Consider the following 26,459-nt stretch of genomic DNA (forward strand, 5'->3'; position numbering starts at 1 on the left):
TCTGACTGGCTCATCCGGATCAGGCGCAGCATTTGAAAAGGGAGAGAGATGAGCGAGACCAACACCCTGACGATCGCGGCACTGTTTCAGCGCGTCGAGGCGATCTTCCGCAAGGCGGGCCTCAACGACGTCCAGGCGGGCGCACTTGCCCGTGTCATCGTCGCCGGCGAGCGTGACGCCTGCAAGTCGCACGGCATCTACCGCATCGAAGGGGCGCTGCGCACGGTCAAGGCCGGCAAGGTCAAGTCGGATGCCGTGCCGGAACTCGATGCGGGCGAAGGCTCCGCTATCGTCAAGGTCAACGCCAGGGGCGGTTTCGCCAATCCGGCCTTCGAGCTTGGCCTGCCGGTCCTTGCAGAGCGCGCCCGTACGCTCGGGGTTGCCGCCCTCGTCATCAACGACTGCACCCATTTCTCCGCGCTCTGGCCGGAAGTCGAAGGCTTGACGGGCGAGGGCCTTGCCGGCCTCGTCATGTGCCCGAGCTATGCGACGGTCGCCCCGACCGGCGGCAACAAGCCGCTGCTTGGCACCAATCCGTTTGCCTTCGGCTGGCCGCGCCAGGGCAAGTCGCCCTACGTCTTCGACTTCGCGACTTCGGTTGCCGCCCGCGGCGAGATCGAGCTGCACCGCCGCGCCGGCAAGCCACTGCCTGAGGGCTGGGCGATCGACGCCGAAGGCAATCCGACGACCGATCCGGAAGCGGCCCTTGCCGGCGCCATGCTGCCCTTCGGCGGGCACAAGGGTTCTGCGATCGGCACCATGGTCGAGCTTCTCGCCGGCATCATGATCGGCGACCTCACGAGCCCGGAAGTGCTCGACTATCTCGGCACCACGACGCTTGCGCCCTTCCATGGCGAACTGATCGTCGCCTTCTCGCCGGAGAAGTTTGCAGCCGGCCGTCCGGGAGATCCCTTTGCCCGCGCCGAAGTGCTGTTCGAGGCGATCGTCGGCCAGGGCGCGCGTCTTCCTTCACAGCGCCGCTTCGTCGCGCGCGCCAAGTCGAGGGCCGAAGGCGTCGTGCTCAACCAGGCCGAGACGGAACAGCTCGACCGGCTGCTCGCGCTCGGATTGGATGCTGTCGCGTAAAATCCAATCCGCGGCATCCGGCTCGTCTGGCGCTCGGCAGAACGAATGCCGCCTACCGGCGGCACGGCTCAGACTAAAATGCGGAACCAGATTGCTCCGGTTCCGCATTTTGCGATTCCGCCAATGGCATCGGGCGGCAACACCACGAGACCTCCGCGACCCGGTCGAAAGCCCGCCGATGCTCCTTTCGGCGACATGCGTCACGGCAGCAGTGATCGTGCCGTTGGCGTTAGCCGCAAAACTTCGTTCTTTCGCCACGTCCTGCGCTCCATTTCCGCAACGACCTCCGCCGTCCAGCTCTCGGACTGCGCGAGCGCGGCAAGGTGGGTCTCGTATGCAGCCAAACTGGGGAAAGCGGAAAACCAGACGAAGACAGTCTCACCCTCGCGAACCGGCAGTCTGGGGAAGGTGTTCGGGCTCTGCTCGGTGACCAACGCGGCCAATACGGTGGCGGAGGCTCGCACCAGGTGTGGCTTTACGGTGTTCTCAAAGAACCTTGCAAACGCCTCCTCCGTCCGTGGTGCGAGATAACAAGTCGTCGCAACCACGAGACTGCGCTGTCCATCTGCCGCGCCGGGCTGGGGACGCGTCGCGCGCAATGGCGCAAAGCCGACCTCGGGCGATGCGGGCCGCAGAAGCAGAACGTTGTCAGAATTGATCATCGTACCATTCGCATGGTCGCGGTAAGCGGCCCACACTGGGCCGGTATAGAACGCGTTCAGCGCCGCGGCGCGAGACGGCATGTCGCTGAAGCCTCTTAGCCATACGAAGCTGTCGGGATCATCAAGGTCGCGAAATTGGCCCATCACGCACATTCCCTGTGCTTCCTGGGGTTCAATGAACTCGCGATCGAACAGGTCGATCAGCGTTTCCCTGGCTTGCGGTCGAAGCCGATACCGTCGCAGTTCGATGATCGCGTCGGCTTTGTCGCGCACGGCCCGCGCTATTGATTGCTCTTGATTCATGACAGTCACGTGCATTCCTCCACAAAACAGGACAAGTGTCCGGTTTTAAATACAGGACAGTTGTCCTGTTTTGTCAATCTGCTATAGATCGGAAAGAACGGAGGGAACTCATGGCGGAACGACCGACCTCACCACATCGGCGCACGAACGATCCGGAGGGGCTAAGGCAGCGGCTTGTGGATACGGCCTACGCTGCCTTCACGACGCGTGGCTACCATTCCAGTGCGCTGCATGAATTGAAGCGCGATGCGGGCGTCACCGGTGGTGCGCTTGCCCATCACTTCCCCACCAAGAGGGCCCTTGGCCTCGCCGTCATTCAGGACCGTGTGGCGGAAGCCGTCGAGTTGACCTGGATTGCGCCCGTCAGAGCTGCGATGACGACGGCCGAAGGGATCCAGGAGGTGTTTGCAACGATCATTTCCGAACTGGAGCGGAAGGGAGCTGTGTCTGGCTGTCCGTTGAACAACCTCGCGCTTGAACTGTCGCGGGAGGACGAGGCTTTTCAAGCCGCGATCGAGGCGATTTTCTTGCGCTGGAGGACCGCCATCGCCGACAAGCTGAGGGCCGACCTTCGTTCAGACAGCATCGACGATTTCGACGCTGAGGCCATGGCAACCCTGGTCGTGGCAGCCTATTCCGGCGCAATGGCGATGGCGAAAGCATCCCAGTCCGTGGCTCCCCTGAAGATCTGTGGCGAGCAGCTAACGTCGATCATTCAAAATCAGACGTCGCAGGGGCACAGAGCTTAGGGGCGAGGCACTCGCTGCCTCTCACGTCCTTCAGGTCTTTGCACAAAAATGAACCCCCTGGATCCTTGCGGATAGGGGGTTCAGCAGCAACGTCACCTGAGATTCCACACTTTGGCGAGCCTCCGGCCGGGAAGTCTTCGCTCTAGCGTGCGTCAGCCGATGATCAGGCCTTGTACTTCTGGACGGCGCCCGGGAGCTTGCTCCACTCGGCGTACCAGCTGTTAAACAGCTTGAACTGGGCTTCAACATAGCCGCGCTGGCTGTCGGAGAGTACGTCGCTCTCGTTGAAGTGCAGCGTGTATTCCTTGTCGCCCTTCAAGACCATCATGTGCTTGAAGTAGAGAACGAGGTCCGGGCCTTCGTCGAAGGAGGAGAGAACCGCGAGCGCCTGTTCCAGTTCCAGTGCGCGCTGGCGGGCGTCGACGTCGCCTTCGGCGGCCGCACGCGACAGGTTACACATGTGGATGACTTCCTTCGGCAGTACGCAGCCGATGCCGGTGATGGCACCCGTTGCACCGCAGTTGACGAAGCCGTGGAACACGGCCGTGTCGACGCCGATCATCAGCGAGACGCCATCGTCACGGCTGGTGATGTTCTCGGCCGCATAGCGCATGTCGGCGGCGCCGCCGAATTCCTTGAAGCCGACGAGGTTCGGATGTTCGGCGCGCAGCGCGAAGAACAGGTCGGCGCGGGTGGCAAAGCCGTAGTAGGGGCTGTTGTAGATGACAGCCGGCAGGCTCGGGGCGGCCGAAAGAATGGCCTTGAAGTGGTTCTTCTGGGCGGCGACGACCGAACCGCGCGACAGCACGCGTGGGATGACCATCAGGCCCTGTGCGCCAACCTTCTCGGCATGGGCTGCGTGAGCGACGGCCGAAGCGGTGTTGACGGCGCCGGTGCCGACGATAACCGGAATGCCGGCCTTGACCAGGCGCTCGACGCCTTCCATGCGCTGAGCATCGGTCAGGAGCGGCCAGTCACCCATCGAGCCGCAATAGACGACGGCGGACATGCCCTGAGCGATCAGCTCCTTGCCCTTGCGCACCAGCGCGTCGAAATCAGGCGTGCGGTCTTCCTTGCAGGGGGTCATCAGCGCCGGGATGACGCCGGTGAAAATCTGAGCCTTCATCTGAAACTCCTCTCGGCTTTGTTCTCGGGGCAAGGAGGCGTGCGCCCTTGCCGTTGATCCAGACAATAGCCGTTTGTATTTTATTTGTCGACAAGAAAAATACAAAGCCCGCTACAGGGCGATATCGAGCTTGTTGTTGCGGGCAAAAAGCTTCTGCACCTGCTCGACGATTTGCTCGGCATGCGCCTTGCCGAGACGGTCCGCCGTCTCGACGTCACGCGCCGCGATCGCCGCGATGATCGCCTCATGTTCGTCGACGAAGCGCTGCGGGAATTGTTCCTCATAGGATTGGTAATAAAGACGCAGGATGCGCCGGCCCTCGTCCAGCAGTCGGCGGAACAGGCTCGTGAAATAAGGGTTGCGTCCGGCCTCGGCGATCGCCGCGTGGAACGCGGCATTGGTGGCGATCATCGTCAGTGCGTCGCGCGATTGGACGGCGGCCGCATAGTCCTCGTGGAAGCCGCGGATGACGGCGAGATCTTCCGGGCGATGGTTCTGCGCCGCAAGCCTGGTCGTGACCCGGTACATAAGAACAAGTGCGTCGAAGAACGGGTTCAGGTTGAGGAAGTCGATGTTGGCGACCATCGTCGACCGGTTCGGCAAGGTATCGATTAGCCCTTCGCCGGCAAGCCGCACCAGCGCCTCGCGGATCGGCGTGCGCGACATCTTAAGGCGCTCGGCAAGCTGGACCTCGTCGATCGGACTGCCGGGCGGCAGGACCAGATCAAGGATCTCGTCGCGCAAGAGGTCATAGACCATCTTCACGCCGGATCCGCGCTTGCGTTCGGGGGTGGGGCTGTTGTCGGTGTCGATATCGGCCATGTCAGATTCCTTTGTCGACAAAAGAAATACTTGTCTCTGTCGTCCGGATCAACAGCTTCCGTCGCAACGATTGTGCGAGGCTGACATATTCGAGTGCACGCGCCTGTTGCGTCGGCCGCCCCAACCGCGTGGCCACGCCGCACGGGTCTGGCATCTGGGGCGGTGGCGGCCGCCGCGCCGACCCATGCATTTGCCACATGGGAGCGCTGAGTTTTGAGCGCTGCAACTTACCAAAGGCCTGAGCTACAAGGTGTTCATCGAAGCGGAACGAGGCGCCACGGACTGGCTGCCAGGCTTCGAAAGCCCATTGAAAGGGGGATCAAATGAACATCGCACGCTCCATCAACAACTGGCGCAAGTATCGTCAGACGGTCACCGAACTGGGCCGCATGTCGAACCGCGAACTGCGTGACCTCGGCATCGAACGTGCCGACATCGACCGCGTCGCACGCACGGCCTTCGCCCGCTAAGGCGACCGACTAAGACTTATAATTTGCCCAAGCGCCTGCATGTCCTGCGGGCGCTTTTGCTTTGTGCGGTGCGGCCTTCTGAACCCGAAAAATGGCCCTCCGGATGCAGCCGCACAGGCTTCATTTTCCAAATTCAATGCTGACAGAATTTGGCAGGGGTCGCGCGTAAAGTGTTGCCATGATCAGGGATCGAGGGATGACCATGTCGGCGCAGGATTTGTTTCAGACGAGCGGTGCAAGCAGACCGGGCGAGCGCAATTTCTGGATTGGCGCGGTCTCCGGCGACGATATGTACGACGTTCAGGAAAGTGGCTTCTCGCGCTATGGCTACGGCAACGTCCAGTCGATGACGCGCGTGAAGGCGGGCGATGGATTCGTTGCCTATTCGCCGAACGCCGCCTTCTGCGGCAAGGGCGCGCTTCCTTGCTTCACCGCCATCGGCACGATCAAGGTGCGTCTTCCCTATTCCTTTGCCATGGGCGGCGTTGCTCCCCATCGCGGTGACGTCGATTGGGCCGACGGCATCGAGGCACCGGTCCGGCCGTGGCTCGACAGCCTGGAGTTTGCCGAAGGCAACCGCAACTGGGACCAGAAGCTGCGCTTCGGCTATCTTGCCATCAGCGAACGCGATTTTCGCGTGATCGCGCGGGCCATGCACGCCGATCTCGGGATAGTCATGCCGAAAGCCAACGCGCTTCGCCAGCAATTGGCCGGATGATGATCAGCGCCCGGCCAATGCCCGGTCCACTGTTTCCTGCGTTTCGGCCGGTTGCTCCACGGAGCCGGCCGGAACGCTCGCATACATGCCGGTGGTTCTGAATTCGGTCGGGCTGAGCCCGAAGGAGCGGCGGAAGACCTTGGCGAAATAGTTCGGATCCTCGAAGCCCGAGAGGATGGCCACTTCCTTGACCGGCAGGCTTGCTGTCTTCGTCAGCAGTTTCACGGCCCGTTGCAGGCGCTTCTGCAGCACGTATTCGGCCGGCGCCATGCCTTCGCTGGCGGCAAACACGCGTGAGAAATGCGCGCGGCTCAGGCCCGAGACGCGGGCCAGGTCCTCCACCGGAAGCGGGCTCTGCAGGTTGTTCATGATGTGGTCGACCACGCGATGCATCGTCCGGTGTTCATGGCTGAACACCGGATGCGAACCGAAGACGTCGTCGTAGAGCGCCATCGCCGCTTCATAGGCGATCGCCGAAGCGCGGCCCGGCGTCTCGCCGCCGCGGATCAGGCGCAGGCTGCAGTCGGCCAGATGTTCGATCGTTTCCGGCTGCAACTTCAAGACGGGGCCGGTGACAGCGAGAATGGCGCGGTGGACCCGCAAGGCCTCGTCGCCGTTCATCGAGATCCAGAAGAACTCCCAGCGCCCGCCGTCTTCCAGCCAGTAGCGATGATTGTGCGGCACGAGCAGAAGCAGCGTCTCGCCTTCGCGCACCCGATAGCTCCGGTTTTCATAGCGCAGGTTTCCCGCACCCGCGATCGTATGCTGCAGCACGGTAAACGGCGTGTTTCCGCGCTTGCGCCCGTCCCAGTCATAGGTCGCGTTGGTGCGGATCTCGTAGCCGGTGCTGGTCGGCATGGTGTGCAGGCTCTGGCGTCCCCGCGGCAGCGAAACGGTGCGCATGACAGGGCCGTTATCGATCAAATCGTGCAGCATAAAATTACCCATGAAAGCACAATACCGCTCTGGCGGGGTCGGTGATTATACACATAATGACCGGCAACAGCGCAACAGGCGGTGCTTTCGGCCCGTAAGAAATCAGGGGCTGCATCGAAGTTGCGGGCAGAAGCGGCGAAAAACCGTGAATTGATTTTACCCTTTGTCAGAGACGCGTGCAGTTCATGAGGAGTGAAAGGGCATGGCCACATTGAAGATCGCCATCATCGGCGCCGGCAGCATCGGCTTCACCAAGAAGCTCTTCACCGACATCCTCGCCGTGCCGGAACTGCGCGATATCGAGGTGGCGCTGACCGACCTCAGCGCCCGCAATCTTGATATGATCAAGGCGATCCTCGACCGGATCGTCGAGGTCAACCGCCTGCCGACCAAGGTAACGGCAACGACCGACCGGCTGAAGGCGCTCGAAGGCGCCCGCTACATCATCAGCTGCGTGCGCGTCGGCGGGCTGGATGCCTATGCCGACGACATCCGCATTCCCTTGAAGTACGGCGTCGACCAGTGTGTCGGCGACACGATCTGCGCCGGCGGCATCCTCTACGGCCAGCGCAACATTCCTGTCATCCTCGATTTCTGCAGGGATATCCGCACTGTTGCCGAACCAGGCGCGAAGTTTCTGAACTACGCCAACCCGATGGCGATGAACACCTGGGCGGCGATCGAATACGGCAAGGTCGACACGGTCGGGCTCTGCCATGGCGTCCAGCACGGGGCTGAGCAGATCGCCGAAATCCTTGGTGCCGGCGAGGGTAAACTCGATTACATCTGCTCCGGCATCAATCACCAGACCTGGTTCGTCGACGTCAGGCTCAAGGGCCGCAGGATCGGCAAGGACGAACTTGTCGCTGCCTTTGAGGCGCATCCGGTGTTCTCGCAGCAAGAGAAGCTTCGGATCGACGTTTTGAAGCGCTTCGGCGTCTATTCGACCGAAAGCAACGGCCATCTCTCCGAATATCTTCCCTGGTACCGCAAGCGCCCGGAGGAAATTTCCCGCTGGATCGACATGTCGGACTGGATCCACGGCGAGACCGGCGGCTATCTCAGGCACTCGACCGAGACCCGCAACTGGTTCGAGACCGAGTTTCCGCAGTTCCTGGAAGCGGCTGGAAAGCCGCTCGACCACAAGAAGCGCTCGAACGAACACGCAAGCCACATTCTGGAAGCGCTGGAAACCGGGCGCGTCTATCGCGGCCACTTCAACGTCAAGAATTCGGGCGTCATCACCAACCTGCCGGCCGATGCCATCATCGAATCTCCGGGGTTCGTCGACCGCTTCGGCATCAACATGGTCTCGGGCATCACCCTTCCCGAAGCCTGCGCCGCCACCTGCCTTTCGTCGATCAACGTCCAGCGCATGTCGGTGCATGCGGCGGTCACCGGCGACCTCGACCTCCTGAAGTTGGCGATGCTGCATGATCCGCTCGTCGGCGCGATCTGCACGCCGGAGGAGGTCTGGCAGATGGTCGACGAGATGGTGGTCGCCCAAAGTCAGTGGCTGCCGCAATACGCCCATGCCATCGATGGTGCCAAGGAACGTTTGAGCCGTGCCAGCGTCAAGACGCGCGAGTGGAACGGTGCCGCGCGCCGCCCGGTGCGCTCGCTCGACGAGTTGCGTGCCGAACGACAGGCCCGCGCTGCCGGCTGATCGTTTGCGGAGCAGGCCGCGTGAGGAGACGTGGTCCGTTGCCGCCAAGGAGCCGCGCTCGCGCGGCATTCCTGGAATTTCGAGGAGGAGGCTGCCTTCGGGCGGCAAACAGATGAGGGAGAATCTGAGCCAATGACCAGCCACAGACTGACGAAAATGGCGAGCCTGCTGCTCGTCGGCATCTCGACCTTCGCGCTTCAGGCGGCGGCGTCCGATCCGACCGTCGTGCCCGAGCAGCCGCCGTTCCCGGCGCAGGGCAAGATCACCTATGTGCCGCGCGACTCGATCGCCGAGTTCAAGGCGCTGCCGGAGTATAAAGAGCCGGCCTGGGTCACCGAGAACTACGTCAAGGCCGGCAAGCTGCCGCCGGTTGCCGAACGTCTGCCGAAGGAGCCGATGGTCTTCAAGACAGGCAACATGCCCGACGGCGTCGGCGTCTATGGCGATACGCTGCGCCACGTCATCGGCGGTCGTCCCGAGGGCTGGAATTACTCGGCCGGCCAGAGCCAGGGCTGGGGCGGCATCGACATCGGCATGTCGGAATGCCTGACGCGAACGGCGCCGCTCTTCCAGGTGGAGGCAAACGACGTCGAGCCGCTGCCGAACCTCGCCAAGAGCTGGGACTGGTCGGCTGACGGCCACACGCTGACGATGCATCTGGTCGAAGGCGCCAAGTGGTCCGACGGTGACCTCTTCGACGCCGACGACGTGATGTTCTACTGGGACGACAATGTTCTCGACCCGAATGTTTCGCCGCTGAACGGCGCGACGCCCGAGACCTTCGGCGTTGGCACGACGCTGAAAAAGATCGACCAGTACACGGTCGAATGGACCTTCAAGGAGGCCTTCCCGCGCCAGCATCTCTATGCCATGGCCTATGGCACCTTCTGCCCCGGCCCGTCGCATATCCTCAAGGCCAAGCACCCGAAATATGCCGGCACGACCTACGACCAGTACAAGAACGCCTTCCCGCCGGAGTACATGAACATCCCGGTCATGGGCGCCTGGGTCCCGGTCGCCTATCGCCCTGACGATATCATCGTGCTGCGCCGCAATCCCTACTACTGGAAGGTCGACGAGGCCGGCAACCAGCTGCCCTACATCAACGAGCTGCATTACAAGCTCTCGACATGGGCCGACCGCGACGTGCAGGCGATCGCCGGTTCGGCGGATCTTTCCAACCTCGAGCAACCGGAAAACTTCGTCGAGTCGCTGAAGCGCGCAGCACAAGATACGGCTCCCGCCCGTCTTGCCTTCGGTCCGCGTCTCATTGGCTACAATCTGCACATGAACTTCTCGGCCAATGGCTGGGGCGAGCCGGACGAGCGGGCCCAGGCCGTGCGCGAGCTCAACCGCAACGAGGACTTCCGCAAGGCCGTGACCATGGCCGTCGATCGCAAGAAGCTCGGTGAAGCCCTGGTGAAAGGCCCGTTCACGGCGATCTATCCGGGCGGTCTTTCGTCAGGCACCAGTTTCTATGACCGCCAGTCGACCGTCTACTATCCCTTCGACCTCGACGGCGCCAAGGTGCTGCTGGACAAGGCCGGCCTCAAGGACACCGACGGCAACGGCTTCGTCAACTTCCCGGACGGCAAGGCCGGCGGCAAGGACGTCGAGATCGTGCTCCTGATCGACAACAGCTACGCGACCGACCGTAACCTTGCGGAAGGCATCATCGGCCAGATGGAAAAGCTCGGGTTGCGTGTCGTCCTGAATTCGCTCGACGGCAAGCAGCGTGACGCGGCCAACTATGCCGGCCGCTTCGACTGGATGGTTCACCGCAACGGCCCGGAATACGCCTCCGTCGTGCAGAACACACCGCAGCTTGGCGCAACGGGTCCGCGCACCAGCTGGCACCACCGTGCGCCGGAGGGTGGTGAGGTCGATCTGATGCCGTTCGAAAAGGAGCTTGTCGACGCCATCAACAAGTTCATCGCCAGCAACGACAATGCCGAGCGCGTCGCCCTGATGAAAGAGTACCAGAAGATCGCGACCACCAACCTCGATACGATCGGGCTTACCGAATATCCGGGCGCGCTGATCATCAACAAGCGCTTCGCCAACGTTCCGACCGGGGCGCCGATCTTCATGTTCAACTGGGCCGAGGACACGATCATGCGCGAGCGACTGTTCGTTCCCGCCGACAAGCAGGGTGACTTCGAGCTCTTTGCCGAACAGCTTCCGGGCAAGCCCGGCGAGAAGGGTCTCAGCAACTGATGCCAAGCCGCTCCTCCGGCGCGCAGCCGGGGGAGCGCTCCGCCACCCCAACCGACAGAAGGAAACGGCATGTTCAGGTTTCTGCTTGTCCGCATCGCCTCTGCCATTCCGGTGCTGCTTGTCTTGAGCGTGGCGACCTTCGCCATTATCCAGGCGCCGCCAGGAGACTATAGCGACTACATCCGCTCGCAACTGATAAACCAGGGCGGCGCGTCCTATGAGGAAGCCGAAGCCCAGGCCCAGGCCTACCGCAAGGAGCATGGCCTCGATCAGCCGATGGCGGTGCAATACGTCAACTGGATGACCGGCATCCTGACGCGCGGCGATTTCGGCCACAGCCTCTACTATAACAAGCCGGTTGCCGATGTCGTCGGCGAACGCCTGCCGCGCACGCTGGCCCTGGCGCTCGTCTGCCACATCCTCGCGTCCATCATCGGCATTTCCTTCGGCATCATCGCGGCGACAAGGCAATATTCCTGGATCGACAGCCTGCTTTCGACCGTGTCCTTCCTCGGCATGACGGTGCCGCGCTTTTTGATGGCGCTGATCATCGTCTATATCCTCGTCTTTCATTTCAATGTCAGCGAAATCAACAGCTTCCATTCCGCCCGCTATGGCGGCGCGCCCTGGTCGTGGGACAAGTTCGTCGATCTCGTCAAACATGTCTGGCCGGTCGTGGCGATCGCCACCTTCGGCGGCCTCGCCTACAACATGCGGGTGATGCGCGGCAATCTGCTCGATACGCTGAACGCCCAATATGTCGAGACCGCCCGGGCGAAGGGTCTGAGCGAAGGTGCCGTGGTCATGCGCCACGCGGTTCCGAACGCGCTGCATCCGCTGATCATGTATCAGGGCGTGGTTCTGCCCTACATGCTGACGGGCGAGATCGAGACGGCGATCATCTTCGCGCTTCCGACCGTCGGTCCCGCCATCGTCGGCTCCATGTGGGTGGGCGACGTCTATGTCACCGCCACCTTCATGCTGGTGCTGTCGGCAACGCTGATCCTCGGCAACATCATCGCCGACATGCTGCTGGCAGCGCTCGATCCGCGCGTGCGTCTCGGAGGAGCCCCGGCATGACCATGGAGATGCAGACCACCCTTCCGCTCGCCGCCGAGCCGAAACACGAACAACACAACGAGAGCTATTCCGCGCTCGTCTGGCGCCGGCTGAAGCGCTCATGGACAGGCATGCTCGGCCTCGTGCTCGTCGGCCTCTTGATCTTCATGGCGGTCTTTGCCGACTTCCTGTCGCCGGTTGATCCGAAGGCGACGGGCGTCGCCTTCGCGCCGCCGCAGGCGGTGAGCTTCACCGACAAGGACGGCAACGTCGTCTTCTCACCGCGCAGCTATCCTTTAAGCGAAGGCGCGGAGCTGGACCCGATCACCTTCCAGCCGATCATCGGCCCTGACTACGACAATCCGCAGATCCTCGGCTTCTTCGTCAGGGGCGCACCCTACCGGCTCTTCGGTCTGATCCCGGCCGAGCGCCACTTCTTCGGCGCGGTCGACGGCTCGCCGGTGCATCTGCTCGGTACCGACAAGTTCGGCCGCGACGTGCTCTCCCGCATTCTCGTCGGATCGCGCATCTCGCTGATGATCGCGCTGATCGTCGTCTCGATCGTGACCGTCGTCGGCACCACCGTCGGCATGGCGTCCGGCTACTTCGGTGGCCGCTTCGATGTCTGGACGCAGCGCTTCGTGGAACTGGTGCTCGCGTTCCCGCAACTGCCACTCTACCTGGCGCTGACCTCGCTGATCCCGGTGACGGCGCCAACCAACGTCTTCCTCGCCTTCGTCATCATCGTCATGTCGGCGCTCGGCTGGGCGCAGATGTCGCGCGAGGTGCGCGGCAAGACCTTAGCGCTCGCCCGCATCGACTATGTGCGCGCAGCGATCGCCGTCGGCGCCAGTGACCGGCGCATCATCTTCCAGCACATCCTGCCGAATGTGATGAGCCATGTGATCGTCGCCGTGACGCTGTCGATCCCGCAGGTCGTTCTCCTGGAGTCTTTCCTCGGGTTCCTGGGTTTCGCGGTCAAGCCGCCGCTCATCTCCTGGGGGCTGATGCTGCAGGACACCTCCACCTATTCCGTCATCGGGTCCTATCCCTGGATCCTCTCGCCCGTTGCCTTCGTGCTTGTCACGGTCTTCGCCTTCAATGCGCTCGGCGACGGCCTGCGCGACGCCATCGATCCCTATTGAGGAGGACGCATCATGACAGAGATACCCGACGTCCTCACTGCCGCTCCGCTTGAGCGGAGGGACGTTGCCGAACGAACCGGCCGGCCGGTCATCGACGCGCGCAACATCGCGGTCCGTTTCAAGGTCGAGCATGGCACGGTGGACGCGGTAAAGGACGTGTCCTTCCAGCTCTACCGCGGCGAGACCATCGCCATCGTCGGCGAATCCGGCTCGGGCAAATCGGTGACGGCGCGCAGCGTTATGGGGCTTCTCTCCAAGCGTGCCACGATCGCCTCGCAATCGCGCATCGAGTATGACGGCAAGGACGTGCTGAAATTCTCGCCGCGCGAACGGCGAGCCTTGCGCGGCAATCGTCTGGCGATGATCTTCCAGGAGCCGATGAGCTCGCTCAACCCGGTCTATACGGTGGGAACGCAGATCATCGAGGCGATCCGGGCGCATCGCCGGATCAGTCGCCGCGCGGCAACCGAGCGGGCGCTGGAACTGCTGCGCCACGTCAAGATCCCGGATCCCGAACTCCGCATCAACCAGTATCCGCATCAGCTCTCCGGCGGTCAGCGCCAGCGGGTGATGATCGCCATGGCGCTTGCCAACGATCCGGATGTGCTGATTGCCGACGAGCCGACGACGGCGCTCGACGTCACCGTCCAGGCGCAGATCCTCAATCTCATCCGCGACCTGCAACGCGAGCTCCGCATGGCGGTGATCCTGATTACCCATGACCTGACGGTGGTGCGGCAGTTCTCGGACTACGTCTATGTCATGCAGTATGGCGAGGTGAAGGAGCACAACACCACGGCGGCGCTGTTTGCCAATCCGCTGCATCCCTACACGAAACGGCTGCTCTCATCCGAGCCGTCGGGCGCCGCCAAGCCGTTGCCGGACAATGCGCCGATCATGCTCGATGGGCGGGATGTGAAGGTCTCCTTCATGCTGAAGAAGGGTGGCCTGTTCCGGTCCGAATTTTCCGAATTGATTGCGGTGGACAAGCTCAGCCTCAATCTGCGCAAGCACGAGACGCTGGGGCTGGTCGGCGAGTCCGGCTCCGGCAAGACGACCTTCGGCCAGGCGCTGATCCGGCTATTGAATGCCGATGGCGGCGAGATCTTCTTCGACGGCATCCCGATTCACGACAAGGATCGCACCCAGATGCGGCCGTTGCGCTCGCGCATCCAGATCGTCTTCCAGGACCCCTTCGCCTCGCTCAATCCGCGCATGCCGATCGGCCAGATCATCGAGGAGGGGCTGGTTGTCAACTTCATAGGCGAGAACCGCAAGGAGCGGGTAGAGCGGGTGGTGGACGCGCTTGTCGCCGCCGGCATGCCTGGCAACATCCTGTCGCGCTTCCCGCACGAATTCTCCGGTGGCCAGCGCCAGCGCATCGCCATCGCCCGTGCCATCGCGCTCGAGCCGGAATTCATCCTGCTCGACGAGCCGACGTCGGCGCTCGATCTTTCCGTCCAGGCCCAGATCATCGAGCTTTTGCGCAAGCTGCAGGACGAGCGGGGGCTCAGCTATCTCTTCATCTCCCATGACCTCAAGGTCGTGCGTGCGCTCTGCCACCGGGTGGTGGTGATGCAGCACGGCAAAATCGTCGAGGAGGGGCCGGTGAGCGAAATCCTTTCCAATCCCAAGACCGCCTACACCGAAAGGCTCGTACGAGCCGCCTTCGATGTGGCAGCATGACCGCTAGAACTGAGAGGCAATCCATGACCAGACAACCCAAGATCACCTTCATCGGCGCCGGCTCCACCGTCTTCATGAAGAACATCATCGGCGACGTTTTGCAGCGGCCGTCGCTGTCCGCCGCAACGATCGCGCTGATGGACGTCAACCCCGAGCGGCTTGGCGAAAGCGAGATCGTCGCCGGCAAGCTGGTGCGCACGCTCGGCGTCAAGGCCAAGATCGAGACCCATTCCAACCAGAAGAAGGCGCTGGAAGGGGCGGATTTTGTCGTCGTCGCCTTCCAGATCGGCGGCTACGAGCCCTGCACGGTGACGGATTTCGAGGTGCCGAAGAAATACGGCCTGCGCCAGACGATCGCCGACACGCTCGGCGTCGGCGGCATCATGCGCGGGCTTCGCACTGTGCCGCATCTCTGGAAGATCTGCGAGGATATGCTCGAGGTCTGCCCCAACGCGATCCTTTTGCAATACGTCAACCCGATGGCGATCAACACCTGGGCGATTTCGGAGAAGTTCCCGACGATCCGCCAGGTCGGTCTCTGCCACTCGGTCCAGGGCACCGCTTTTGAGTTGGCGCGCGACCTCGATCTCCCCGTGTCGGAAATCCGCTACCGCGCTGCCGGCATCAACCACATGGCCTTCTACCTGACCTTCGAACACAAACAGGCCGACGGCAGCTTCCGCAACCTCTATCCGGATCTGGTGCGCGGCTATCGCGAGGGGCGTTTTCCGAAGCCCAGCCACTGGAACCCGCGCTGCCCCAACAAGGTGCGCTACGAGATGCTGACGCGGCTCGGCTATTTCGTCACCGAAAGCTCAGAGCATTTCGCCGAATACACCCCCTATTTCATCAAGGACGGCCGGCCCGACCTGATCGAGAAGTTCGGCATCCCGCTCGACGAATACCCGAAGCGTTGCGTCGAGCAGATCGAGCGCTGGAAGGGCCAGGCGGCGGCCTTCAAGGAGGCGGAAAAGATCGAGGTGGCCGAGAGCCACGAATACGCCTCCTCGATCATGAATTCGGTGTGGACTGGCGAACCGTCAGTGATCTACGGCAATCTCCGCAACAACGGCTGCATCACCTCGCTGCCGGAAAACTGCGCCGCGGAAGTGCCCTGCCTGGTCGATGCGTCCGGAATCCAGCCGACCTTCATCGGCGATCTGCCGCCGCAGTTGACCGCGCTGATCCGCACCAACATCAATGTCCAGGAACTGACGGTTGAGGCGCTGGTGACCGAAAACCGCGAGCATCTCTATCACGCGGCGATGATGGATCCGCATACGGCGGCCGAGCTCGACCTCGACCAGATCTGGTCGCTCGTCGACGATCTGCTCGTCGCCCACCGCGACTGGATCCCGGAATGGGCGCGCGTGTCGAAAAAGGTCCAGGCGGCCTAGCTCTTTCTCCCGGCTAGGCTGCGCTCGAGCCCCGGAACCTGAGGTTCCGGGGCTTGTCCGTCAATTGGATGGGTTTTCCGAGTCTGGTGTGAGAAGGCGCATGAAGGTGCTCGCCTTTCACGAAGTGCAGCCTCATGGCACTGACAGGTCAAGAGCCGCCTACTCCAGGACGAAGACGGCCGACGATCCTGTCGGCTCAGCGTGCGCGCGCTTCCAGCCAGTCGTGCCAGTCGGCCTCGCTGCCATGGAAGACGTTGAGGTCGATCTTGCCGTCGACGCCGTGCGACAGACCCGAACCGGAATACTGCCAGAACAGCCACTTGCGGTTCGGGTAGACGATGGACGGGTGCTGGGCGACTGCGCGCAGCCAGAACGGATACTGCTTGAACGCGCCCTGCAGGTTGTCGGCATAGAAGTCCGGCGCCGTGTAAATGATCGGGCGCTGGCCGTAATGCGCTTCGAGCTTGTCCATGAACACCTGCATCTTTTCGCGGATGCGCTCCGGGGACAGGCGGCGCTTGCAGCTGGATTCGCCATTGTACTCGACGTCGATCACAGGCGGCAGCGCGCCAGGCTCGCGCGGGACGTTGCGGATGAACCAGTCGGCCTGTTCTCCGGCGGTGCGGCACCAGTAGAAGAAGTGGTAGGCGCCGCGCCTCATGCCAGCTGCCTTGGCGGCGCGCCAGTTCTTCTTGAACATCGGATCGAGATGGTCGCCGCCGTCGGTCGCCTTGATGAAGGCGAAGTTGGCCCCTTGCGTGCGCAGCTTCGGCCAATCGATCTCACCCTGCCAGCGCGAAACGTCGACGCCATGGACGGCCATCTTGCGCGGATTCTTGGTGCGGCCGAAATTGATCGGCTTGGCGTCGCGGAAACGATGACCGTAGATCTGCGAGCGTCCGCGCGGCATCGCCTGCGTCACCGGATTTTCCGGCGCGACAAAGGCGACCGGCCGTGCGCCGGGAACGGGCATGGCGAGCGTCGTGGTGGTTGTCGTCGCATTGGCAGCCGGCGCGAAGGCTTCAGGTTCTGGAACCGGTCCGGCCCAGGCGAGCATTTGCTGCGGCGGCGCGGACTGCACATTCTGGGGCGGCGTCGCCTGTGCCACATTTGCGCCGACACTGGCGGCCGGCACCGGTGCAGCCGAAAGGACGACGGAGCTGGTCGTTTCGCGGGAGGCCCGTGGTGCGATCGTGTCCAGGCTCGAACTGGATGAACAGCCCGAAACCAGGCCGGCCAGCAGGATTGCGGTCGCAGATGAAAGACGCATGGGCACCCGTACGCAAAACTAGGTCGACGGCAATCGCCGGCCGACAGGTGTGAATAGCTAACGGAAGCTTACCCAAAAAGATTGAATCCAATCTTACCAACTGGACCCAACTTTGCGCACTCAAGGTTGCAGCAACCCGGTCACATTGACGCAGCCCCGGCGCCTCCGTGCACCTTCACATCGAAGCATTCTCAACCCGTTGCCCCGTCCGACGCCGCTGCCTGGCGCGGAAATCAAGGTTGCGGGCAATGGTCTCATGGAGCGCTCCCGACGCATCGGTGATCATTGTCGGCTGAAAATGCGAGCGGAAGCCTTCGCCGACACGGAATGCCGGCGTGTAAAGCGGTCCGAGCGGCTGTGTCGTCGTGACATAGGTGAGATTGTCGTCGCTCCCCGAGCGCGTCGGAAGGCCATGGCGATGCATGACTGACGGCAGGGCGAGCCGCAGGCTGTTGGCAAGCAGATGCACCATCTGGCGTCCGGATAGGGAATGGCGGTAGTTGCGGTAGAATCCGAGGCAATGGCGGAGGATGCGGGCGCGATTGCCGTCGAGGCGCGACAGCTTGCGGGCAAACAAGGCGACCTCATCGAGGCGATCGAGCGGGCGGGTCATCAAGGTGAAGCCGTCCATGTCGCGCAACTTGGCGGAAGGCAGGAAGCGGTCTTGTGCGACGCATTCGTCAAACAAGGGTGTGCCAAGCAGCGGGATCGTCAGGCTCAGGAACGCCGGCAGCGGCATCGTGCTTTCGCCAGTGATGAAGGCGAGTTCATCCTGCATCGCCTCCATCGTCTGTGATGAAGGGTCGAACATCAGGCCGTATTGGAAAGCGACGCCTGCGTTCAGGCAGGTTCGAATGGCCTCCAGTTGAGGCACCACCAGGTTCTGTTTCTTTTGATAGCGCTTCAACTGCGCTTCGCTCAAGGTTTCGACACCGCTGAAAAGGCCAAGACAGCCCGCCGCCCGCACTGCCTCGAGATTGTGGGGATCCCGAAAGAAATCCCCGGTGACGAGCGCGATCCAGCCCTCAAACAGGCCCTGACGCCACAGCGACCGGATCAGGTCGAGTTTGGCATGAAAGGCATCCTTGCTGTTGCCGTAAAAGTTGTTGTCGATGAACAGCACGTATTTCTTGGCCGGCGCGTTGCGCAGCTGTGCCTCGATGTAACCGAGATCATAGCTGTGGTAGTGCCTGCTTTCGGCGGTCAGCGCGCAGAAGCTGCATTTGAAATTGCAGTACCGGCTGGTCTCCACGTAAGCGACAGGTCCGCGCCAGTTGGCGAGGTCGAAACGCGGCAGGATCGTCTCGGAAATGGCCCATTCCCCGAACACGTCCTTGATGACCGCCTGAAGCTCTTCCACGTCTCCTTCGCAGGCGTAGTCGAAGGTCTCGGCGCTCGAAACAGGCAGGTTGCGCACGACAGGGCCGCCGGCAACGACGACGCAGCCGGGCGATTTCGAGCGTGCATAGGCCGTCAGGTGGCGCATCCGGTCGAAGGCCGCAGTGACGCCGGTCAGCACCAGCATGTCCAGGTCCGCAAAGGCCGCCTCGTCGACGAGCGGGCCGTCGTGAAACTCGCTATAGGCGCGCAGGTTCACGCGATCCCGGGCGAAAGCGCCAGCCAGGAACAGGTGTCCGGTTCCCTGCGGAATGAAGTCGGGGCGGCCGTTGGGGTTTCGCGTTTCGTCGAAATGAGCAAGCACGATGAGAATGCGGGGCACCCTGGCCTCTGTCATCCGCGACCTCCCTGGGACGTGGCTATTGGAACTATCGGCGGACTGTTTGCCTGATCGAGTTGGAGAACTTCGCTCCAGGTAGCCTGCCGCAGCGAGAACATCGTCTCGAACGCCTGCCGCGCGGATGCATCTCGCGGACCTGCCGGATGGTTCAGCGAGGCGAGCGCCACCGCGGGCATTTCCAGTCGTATCGCCTCGGCAAAGGCGTATTGGGCGACGCGCTCGGCGCGGCGTTGCTGACCGCGGCGCAGATGCAGGCTCGCTTCCCCGAGCGCTGCCGCCGGGCGGCCGATCGGATAGACCCGTGCGAAACGCTCGAGCTTTGCATGAACGAAACGGGCGGCGGCGGCATCGCCCGCATCCGGATCGCTTGCGACGTCGAACAGGCGGGCAAGAGCCGGCAGCGTTCGTGTCTTCATCGCCGGATTGAGGGGCCGGCACCAGGCCAGGGCGCGCTCAAGCCAGTTCGCCGCCTCCTTCCTGTCACCGCGCCGACGGGCGGCCTCGGCCAACAGTGAAGCGCCTTCGATGCAGTGGACGAGTTCCAGCCCCTCGGCCTTTTCGGTGATGATCTCGTTGAGCTCTTCGAGATCCGGCTCGATGGCATTCCAGCGCCCAAGCGCTGCGTGACCCCTCAGGCGCCCCAGCAACCCGCAGCCAAGCACTTGCATGTCTCCACGTCGGCGGCCTTCCTCGCAGATCCGCTGCACCAGGATCTCCCATGGGGCGATGCCTTCGAATGCCGGTGTCAGCAGCCACGGCCCGGAGATGGTCTCAAGGCCGACCGCCACCTCGCACCAGCGCCTGAGATCGCCAACGGCCGTTGCATTGTTCATGCCGGCTTCAAAGGCCTGCCGTCCCTCGCGCCAGTGGCCGATACTGATCTGGTAAAGTCCCGACAACAGATCGACGCGGACCCTCGTTCCCAATTGGTCGACCCGTTCCGAGAGGGCGGCTGCGAGACGGCTGTAATGCTCTGCCTGCTTGTGCAGCGGGATGACGCCGCAGATCGCGCCGAGGCTGGCATAGTTGGTGGCCGTCGTCGGGGAAACATATTCGTTTCGTTCGGCAAGGTTCGTCGCCCTGAGCGTCGCGTGGATCAGCCGCAGTTTCTCGCTGGTAAAATAGTAGATGCGCGTCAGGTCCTCGTGCGCCTTGGCCGCAAGAAGAAACGGATCGGATGGCGAACGTGAAATTTCTCGTTTCAGGATCCAGTCCTTGTCGCGGTGTGTTGCACGCCGCCACATCTGTTCGGCAAGGTCGAGCACGAGATGCAGGGCCAGCCCGGCCGAGGTGCGAGGAAGCGGCGATCCTGAAAGCCGCAACCCTTCTTCATAGGCATGCCGAGCTGCCTCGGCGCGGCCGAGATTGAGGCTGGCTTCGCCCAGCAGAAAGCAGGCGGCCGCGCGGCGGGCCGGGGGCATGGTGATGGAGAGGTCGCGCGCGATCTTGAAGAAGCGTTCGATCAGGTCGACGACGGCGGCGTTGTCGAACTGGCGCAGGCGCAATTCAGCGACGCGATCGAGATAGTTGAACGCCAGCTTGGCATCGCCGGCACGCTCCCAGTGGCTCAGCACGCGCGGCAGGTTCTCGGCATTGTCGGGCTGTCCGCTTTCCTCGATCGCCCGGGCGATCGCGCGATGCGCCTCGCGCCGCTGTTCGGTCAGCATGCTGTCGTAGATCGCCTGGCGGATGACGGCATGGCTGAAGGTGAAGCGACCGGGGCGATCGTCCATCGGCTTGATCAGATGCGCCGCCTGCAGCCGCTCGATGCTTGCCTCGATGTCCAGGCTGGTCTTTCTGATCGGCGGCAGCGCGCGAAGTTCCTCGGTGGAAAAGGTCGCGCCCATGGCGCTGGCTATTTTCAGCAGTGCCTGCAGATCGGCCGGGAGCTGATCGGTTCGGGCAATCACCGTGACCTTGGCCGTATTGAGCAAGGTTGCTTCGTTCGAGCGGGTTTCGGCGAGCGACAGGGGGGCTGGGGCCTCCGAGGATTTTGGCAATCGTCGCTCGCCGATCATGCGGCAGATTTCGCGAATGAGCAGCGGATTTCCCGCCGACTGGGCAAAGACCGCTTCGACGAAGCCTTCCGTGGGCGAATTGCCGCCGATCGATGCGCGCACGAGCGCGATCGTCCCTTCCAGGTCCAGCGGCATGAGATCGAGTGTCTGGGCGCTGTTGTGGTGCTGGCCGGTCCATCGCGTGAGGTCTTGCTGCGTTCGTTCTGTTCTTGTCGACACCACCACGGGGATTGGCGTCGTTCCCGAAACCAGCCGTCCGAGCAATTGGCCGGACGCCTCGTCGAGCCAATGCACGTCCTCGAGTACGACGAGCCCCCGCCCGGCGGCGAGACTGCCGGTCATGAGTTCGCGCAGCAGTTCGCGCAGGTGGTGGGAGCGCCCGTCGCCCGACATGGCCCGGGTCTCGATCGTATCGGGAAGGGTCAGGTTGATGGCATCGTTCAGCAGCGGAGCGAGATGTGCGAGTTCCGGCCTGTTTTCGAAGAACTGCATCACCTGATCGCTGGCTTCCGCACCGCGCTGGTCGCCGATGCCGAGCATGTCGCGGATCACGCCGCGCCAGGCAAAATAGGGAACGTCGCTTTCGATGTCGTCGGCGCTGCCAACCAGGACACGGCCTCCGTGGTCGCGGCAGCGTTCAATGAAGGCGCGCAGCAGCGCCGATTTTCCAACGCCGGATTCACCCTTGACGATCATCACGCCGGCCGCCTGTCCCCTGGCCGCGCGTTCCGCATAGGTCGTCAGCACCGCGAGTTCAGACACGCGGTTGAGGAGGATGGATGATCTGCTGTCGATCGTCGAAACCGTTTCGGCGATTGGAGCAAAGGCGGACACGCCGCCGCGCATGCCGGGGATGGCAAGCGTCCAGGGACCGGAAAAGGCGATCTGGCCAGCGGTCTGCTTGGCGGTTGCCTGGTCGACGAGAATGCGGCCGGCCGCGACGCTCGCCAGGCGTGAGGCCATGTTCACGGCGGAACCGACGACCGTATAGTCGGCGCGCCGGGCCGTGCCGAGCGCGCCGCAGAAGCCCTCGCCTGTGGAGATGCCGGCCGACAGGCCGAGATCGGGCTCGTCAAGTTCGCTCGACAGGCGCAGCGCTGCGATGATCGCGCGTCGGGCGTTGTCGGCATGTTTTTCGCCGGGCAGGCCGAAGACGGCAAAGATTTCCAGCCCGCTGGCGTGGAGGGCCGTGTGGAGGATCTCTCCACCGGTGCGGCCGACGACGGCGATCGACCGTCCGACGACCCTGTTCAACCGGTCGAGATCGGATTCGAGATCACGCCCGACGATATGCACGAACAGCGCCGTAATGGTTCTGAGTTCCGCAAGCCATTCCGCGAGCGGCGACAGCAGGCGGCTGCGCAACGAGAGCGGCAGATAGGATTCAAGCCGCTCGGCCGGGCTGCTATTGCGGCTTGGCGGCGTCGCCGTTCCGGCTAGGTAGGCGTCGATGTCGTCGAGCCGCGTGGTCCCTTCCCGGTTCACTCCTCCCTTGGCCCGCTTGCCGATGAGCCGCCACACGGTCTCGGACACAAGGATTTCACCGGCATCGCTCAGCTGGCCGCAATGATCGGTCTGCGCCAGGCAGTCGCCGCCAATAATCAGCCAGCGCTGGTCCTCGCGGGGCAGAAGATGCAGCAAGGTGATGGTGCCGGCGCCGACGGCGATGCGCAGTTGCAGCGCATCTTCGGGCGTGCCCGGCCCGCCGATCTGCTCGCGAATCCGGCCGGCGCAGTAACAGCTGCGCCAGGCCGTCTGTTCAAGTTCCTCGGGGGAGAACGCCTGCCAGCCGGCAATCAGGCTGTCGCCGGCAAAGCTCAAGACCGTGCCGCCATGCTCCTCCACGTGCCTGATGAGCTCGCTCATGAACCCGTTCAGAAGCAGACTGACGCGCTCGGCACCCGCGGCGCGGTCGCTTTCCGACCATTTGGCAGTCAGTCGGGTAAAGCCGGAAATATCGGCAAAAAGCAACGAACCGAGAAAGTCTTCCCGCGCGGGGGCGGCCGATTCCGTCGCTGTCGGGGAGGACCATTGAACCAGGGCCCCCGACAGGTAACGTTGGAACTCATACTTGCCGGCGCCACCAACCACGCAAATTTCTCCCCAAGATTTTAGAGTAACACGCCTCCATTCCGACTGAAAGGCAATGGCTGTTGATCTCGGGCGCCGCAGTAACGGCAAGTAAATTCCTATTCCACAGAGCTGTTTGTCGGAGTAATGTTTCTGCGATTGTTCGAGGGGGTCTCGCAACAGGAGGGGACAAATGGGGGTCGACTGGTCCGATCCAGTCGCCGCCGTGACGCGCCGCGATGTCTTGCGGTTTGTCTCGGCAGGCGTGATGGCGAATGTGCTTTCCGGATGCCGGCATCTGCCACCGCCTGGCGCCTGCAGTCTCAGTCATCCGATCATCGACGTGCATTGCCACTTCTTCAACGCGGCCGACGTGCCGGTGGAGGGGCTGGTCCGCTATGTGGCACTGCGGGAAAAGCTGCACGGGAGTGGGCTCACCGCAAGCGAGTTCGACACGAAAGGCGTGGAGAACGCCCTGGTCGTGTTTCTTGTCACTGCCCTTGGCGATGTCGCGCCAAAAGCCAAGGACGAGGCGGCAATTCTCAAGAAACGGGTGCGGCGTCCTTCTGATGCGGAGCTGGAGCGGCGCAAGGATGATCAGCTGCGCGTTGCGGTTCAGGAACTGATCGCGCGCGCCAACGAGCAGGGTGCGAGCTTTTCAAGGCGCAGCGCCGGCGACGAGCCTGACTATGTCGGGCTGCTGCAACGATTGGGCGGCACCCCCAATCTGCCCCAGACGTTCCAGCGGCGTTCCGGCCCCGCGGCCAGCCAGGACGTCGATGCAGTGACTGCCGCCGCCAAGGCCGACGAGAAGATCGGCACTTATCTCTCCTTCGTCCGGCTGATGCAGGACTATCGAGAGAACCTCGCCGAAGCTTATTTCAAGATCTTCGCATCGAAATGCCGGCTTTCGCTGATTACGCCGAGCATCCTGGATTTCGACAAGTCGCTTCGCGGTACGTCTTCGCCGCAGCGCGACCAGATCGATGTCATGGACGAGGTCCAGCAGATCGTTACCAGGAAGCACGGCATCCGCATGCACAGCTTCGTCGGCTTTGACCCGCACCGCGAAGCGCAGAACCCCGGTTCCTCGCTTGCAAATGTCCGATACGCGATCATGGAAAAGGGGTTCATAGGCGTCAAAATCTATCCGCCGATGGGTTTCAAGGCCTGGGGCAATGCGGATCCGAAGATCGATGCGGCGCTGAAGCGGCTCTATGTCTGGTGCCGCGACAACGAGGTGCCGATCATGGCCCATGCGGAAAACAGCATCGGTGCCGGTTGCGGCTATGGCAACCTGGCAAGTCCGGCCTATTGGAAGAGGTTGCTCGACACGAACCAATACGACAAGCTCAGGATCAACCTGGCGCATTTCGGCGCCTTTGACGAGATCCTGCGTCCGGGTGCGCCGACGGGCGTCATGGTCTCTTGTGCTGAGGATAAGTTCTCCGGTCCGCCCACCTGGGAAGATATCATCGGCCGGACGATCGATCACGGGCGGCGGCCCAACCTGTTTGCCGACTTGAGCTATCTGAGTGAACTGGTCAGCAGCGATGACAAGACGCTGCACGCCAAGATCCGACAGTTGCTGGACAAATGGCTTGATGACTACGATCCCGACGCGCGTCACCTGATGTTTGGCACCGATTGGTCGATGATGGCGCTCGAAAAGGACTACAACGCCTATGTTTCGAGGATCGCAGGCGAACTGACCCTTGCCAATGTCAGTGACGAGCACCAGCAGAACATCTTCTGGCGCAACGCCTCCCGCTTCCTTGGCCTTGACCGGCCAGGCCCGGCACGTGACCGGCTTACCGCCTATTGCAACCGGCGCGGCCTGGATTCCACCTGGCTCGGTGATCTGGCGATCGCCTGAAGGCAGGAGGGTCCGAACCACACCGCCATCTGGCAAGCGCATGCCGGATGGGGCGGTGTGGTGCTGTTATCGCCAGGGCGCGGTGCGGGCGATCCACGCCAGGGTCCGTCCCTCCGGATCGGCATTCAGCGTGATATCGGTGACGACGGCGGCGCTGTCAGCCCCATGATCGAAGACCCCGTCGATCCGTTCGATGTTGAGGCCGCCGATGGCGACGAGCGGCAGCGGCCGAACACGCGCCCGCCAGGCGGAAATGCGTGCCAGCCCCTGCGGCGCCCACTTCATCTGCTTGAGGATCGTCGGGTAGATCGGCCCAAGCGCGACATAGTCGGGTTTGGCGTCAAGGGCTGCCTGCAATTCCACCTCGTCATGGGTGCTGAGGCCGAGCCTTAGGCCGGCGGCACGGATCGCGCCGAGATCGGCATCGGCAAGATCTTCCTGCCCGAGATGGACAAAGTCGCAGCCTTCCTCGATCGCAAGCCGCCAGTAGTCGTTGACGATCAACTGGCAGCCATGGTCGGTGCAAACCGCCTTGGCCCTGCGGATCTCGTTGCGAAGGTCGGTCTCCGGAAGATCCTTGATGCGAAGCTGCACGAGCCTGACGCCAAGCGGCACCAGCCGCTCGATCCATTCGGCACTGTCGACGATGAGGTAGAAGGGATCGAACTTCATGCAAACACAGCCTTTCCGATGACGGGGGTGGAGGGAACGGCAAAATCGCGCGGTTCGAGCATGCCTGCCTCGAAAGCCTCGCGCCCGGCATCGACCGCTCGGGCGAAGGCAGAGGCCATCAGCGCCGGTTTCGCAGCGCCGGCGACAGCGGTGTTGAGCAACACCGCATCGAAGCCGAGTTCCATCACTGTGGTTGCATGCGACGGCCGGCCGATGCCGGCGTCGACGATCAGCGGCATATCGGGAAAATGCGCCCGCATCGCCCGGAGCGCCGCAATGTTCTGCGGCCCCATGGCGCTGCCGATCGGCGCGCACCAGGGCATCAGCACCTTGCAGCCGGCCTCGACGAGGCGTTCGGCGACCACCAGATCGTCGGTCGTGTAGGGGAAGACCTCGAAGCCTTCGGCGCACAGGATGCCGGCCGCTTCGACCAGTCCGAAGACGTCGGGCTGCAGCGTGTCGTGATGGCCGATCACCTCAAGCTTGATCCAGTTGGTGGCGAAGACCTCGCGCGCCATCCTGGCCGTCAACACTGCCTCCGACACCGAGTGGCAGCCCGCGGTATTCGGCAGTACGCGAACGCCAAGCGACCGGATCAGTTCGAAAAACGCGCCACCCTGACGCCCGCCGGCGGTTTCGCGGCGCAAGGAAACGGTGACGATCTCGGTGCCCGACGACCGCACCGCATCTTCGAGCACGGCGGGCGAGGGGTAGCGGGCGGTGCCCAAGAGCAGGCGGGAGCGCAGGTCCTGTCCATAAAGCGTCAGCATGTC

At 62.9% G+C, this 26,459-nt stretch carries 20 protein-coding genes; 11 read left to right on the forward strand and 9 right to left on the reverse strand.

Going from position 1 to position 26,459, the window contains the following annotated elements:
* Positions 1–48 precede the first annotated feature (48 nt).
* Entirely contained in the window at positions 49–1,086 is a 1,038-nt protein-coding gene (locus MKZ91_RS03945; RefSeq protein ID WP_336168185.1) for an Ldh family oxidoreductase, read from the forward strand.
* A gap of 200 nt (positions 1,087–1,286) precedes the next feature.
* Here MKZ91_RS03945 and MKZ91_RS03950 read toward each other — a convergent pair whose 3' ends face one another.
* Positions 1,287–2,051 (reverse strand): NIPSNAP family protein, encoded by a 765-nt coding sequence (locus MKZ91_RS03950; protein WP_336168588.1) that lies wholly within the window; start codon positions 2,049–2,051, stop codon positions 1,287–1,289.
* A gap of 110 nt (positions 2,052–2,161) precedes the next feature.
* Here MKZ91_RS03950 and MKZ91_RS03955 point away from each other — a divergent pair, with 110 nt between their 5' ends.
* Complete coding sequence (locus MKZ91_RS03955) at positions 2,162–2,800, forward strand: TetR/AcrR family transcriptional regulator (RefSeq protein WP_336168186.1); 639 nt, start codon at positions 2,162–2,164, stop codon at positions 2,798–2,800.
* 163 nt (positions 2,801–2,963) lie between these two features.
* On the opposite strand, the gene MKZ91_RS03960 is transcribed toward MKZ91_RS03955, so the two are convergent.
* Both MKZ91_RS03960 and MKZ91_RS03965 read right to left on the reverse strand, forming a co-directional pair.
* Positions 2,964–3,926, reverse strand: coding sequence for a dihydrodipicolinate synthase family protein (locus MKZ91_RS03960; RefSeq protein ID WP_065778219.1), 963 nt, complete (start codon positions 3,924–3,926; stop codon positions 2,964–2,966).
* A 111-nt stretch (positions 3,927–4,037) separates the two neighbouring features.
* A complete protein-coding gene (locus MKZ91_RS03965) occupies positions 4,038–4,748 on the reverse strand; it encodes a GntR family transcriptional regulator (RefSeq protein WP_336168188.1) in 711 nt (236 codons plus the stop codon).
* A 323-nt stretch (positions 4,749–5,071) separates the two neighbouring features.
* Between MKZ91_RS03965 and MKZ91_RS03970 the strand changes: the two genes are divergently transcribed.
* Together MKZ91_RS03970 and MKZ91_RS03975 are read left to right on the forward strand one after the other, a co-directional pair.
* Positions 5,072–5,218 (forward strand): DUF1127 domain-containing protein, encoded by a 147-nt coding sequence (locus MKZ91_RS03970; RefSeq protein ID WP_064817045.1) that lies wholly within the window; start codon positions 5,072–5,074, stop codon positions 5,216–5,218.
* Between the two features lie 196 nt (positions 5,219–5,414).
* Positions 5,415–5,936, forward strand: a complete 522-nt coding sequence (locus MKZ91_RS03975) for an EVE domain-containing protein (protein WP_336168197.1) — start codon at positions 5,415–5,417, stop codon at positions 5,934–5,936.
* Between the two features lie 3 nt (positions 5,937–5,939).
* Here the strand turns inward: MKZ91_RS03975 and MKZ91_RS03980 are convergent, their stop codons facing one another.
* Complete coding sequence (locus MKZ91_RS03980; RefSeq protein WP_336168199.1) at positions 5,940–6,884, reverse strand: AraC family transcriptional regulator; 945 nt, start codon at positions 6,882–6,884, stop codon at positions 5,940–5,942.
* A gap of 190 nt (positions 6,885–7,074) precedes the next feature.
* Between MKZ91_RS03980 and MKZ91_RS03985 the strand changes: the two genes are divergently transcribed.
* The 6 genes from MKZ91_RS03985 (at position 7,075) to MKZ91_RS04010 (ending at position 16,042) form a co-directional block, all read left to right on the forward strand.
* Positions 7,075–8,538, forward strand: coding sequence for an alpha-glucosidase/alpha-galactosidase (locus MKZ91_RS03985; protein ID WP_336168201.1), 1,464 nt, complete (start codon positions 7,075–7,077; stop codon positions 8,536–8,538).
* A 132-nt stretch (positions 8,539–8,670) separates the two neighbouring features.
* Positions 8,671–10,755, forward strand: a complete 2,085-nt coding sequence (locus MKZ91_RS03990; RefSeq protein ID WP_336168203.1) for an ABC transporter substrate-binding protein — start codon at positions 8,671–8,673, stop codon at positions 10,753–10,755.
* 69 nt (positions 10,756–10,824) lie between these two features.
* On the forward strand, positions 10,825–11,835 hold the full coding sequence (locus MKZ91_RS03995; RefSeq protein ID WP_336168204.1) for an ABC transporter permease: 1,011 nt from the start codon (positions 10,825–10,827) through the stop codon (positions 11,833–11,835).
* The gene (locus tag MKZ91_RS04000) at positions 11,832–12,959 is read left to right on the forward strand and encodes an ABC transporter permease (RefSeq protein WP_336168205.1); all 1,128 of its coding nucleotides are present in this window, start codon (positions 11,832–11,834) and stop codon (positions 12,957–12,959) included. Before MKZ91_RS03995 ends, MKZ91_RS04000 begins: the two co-directional genes overlap by 4 nt.
* A gap of 12 nt (positions 12,960–12,971) precedes the next feature.
* Positions 12,972–14,645: an ABC transporter ATP-binding protein gene (locus MKZ91_RS04005; RefSeq protein WP_336168207.1), complete on the forward strand. Its 1,674-nt coding sequence runs from the start codon at positions 12,972–12,974 to the stop codon at positions 14,643–14,645.
* A 23-nt stretch (positions 14,646–14,668) separates the two neighbouring features.
* Positions 14,669–16,042, forward strand: a complete 1,374-nt coding sequence (locus MKZ91_RS04010; protein WP_336168209.1) for an alpha-glucosidase/alpha-galactosidase — start codon at positions 14,669–14,671, stop codon at positions 16,040–16,042.
* Positions 16,043–16,238: 196 nt separating this feature from the next.
* On the opposite strand, the gene MKZ91_RS04015 is transcribed toward MKZ91_RS04010, so the two are convergent.
* The 3 genes from MKZ91_RS04015 to MKZ91_RS04025 form a co-directional block, all read right to left on the reverse strand.
* Positions 16,239–17,312, reverse strand: a complete 1,074-nt coding sequence (locus MKZ91_RS04015; RefSeq protein ID WP_336168211.1) for a glycoside hydrolase family 25 protein — start codon at positions 17,310–17,312, stop codon at positions 16,239–16,241.
* A gap of 175 nt (positions 17,313–17,487) precedes the next feature.
* Positions 17,488–19,047 (reverse strand): B12-binding domain-containing radical SAM protein, encoded by a 1,560-nt coding sequence (locus tag MKZ91_RS04020; RefSeq protein ID WP_336168213.1) that lies wholly within the window; start codon positions 19,045–19,047, stop codon positions 17,488–17,490.
* Positions 19,044–23,159 (reverse strand): AAA family ATPase, encoded by a 4,116-nt coding sequence (locus tag MKZ91_RS04025; protein WP_336168214.1) that lies wholly within the window; start codon positions 23,157–23,159, stop codon positions 19,044–19,046. The genes MKZ91_RS04020 and MKZ91_RS04025 overlap by 4 nt, the downstream gene beginning before the upstream one ends.
* 172 nt (positions 23,160–23,331) lie before the next feature.
* Here MKZ91_RS04025 and MKZ91_RS04030 point away from each other — a divergent pair, with 172 nt between their 5' ends.
* Positions 23,332–25,014: an amidohydrolase family protein gene (locus MKZ91_RS04030; protein ID WP_336168216.1), complete on the forward strand. Its 1,683-nt coding sequence runs from the start codon at positions 23,332–23,334 to the stop codon at positions 25,012–25,014.
* A gap of 66 nt (positions 25,015–25,080) precedes the next feature.
* Here MKZ91_RS04030 and MKZ91_RS04035 read toward each other — a convergent pair whose 3' ends face one another.
* Entirely contained in the window at positions 25,081–25,686 is a 606-nt protein-coding gene (locus tag MKZ91_RS04035) for a thiamine phosphate synthase (protein WP_336168218.1), read from the reverse strand.
* Complete coding sequence (locus MKZ91_RS04040; protein WP_336168219.1) at positions 25,683–26,456, reverse strand: thiazole synthase; 774 nt, start codon at positions 26,454–26,456, stop codon at positions 25,683–25,685. The genes MKZ91_RS04035 and MKZ91_RS04040 overlap by 4 nt, the downstream gene beginning before the upstream one ends.
* Positions 26,457–26,459: the final 3 nt, after the last annotated feature.

Origin of the sequence: Ensifer sp. MJa1 (assembly GCF_037026475.1) — a bacterium.
Taxonomy (GTDB): domain Bacteria; phylum Pseudomonadota; class Alphaproteobacteria; order Rhizobiales; family Rhizobiaceae; genus Ensifer.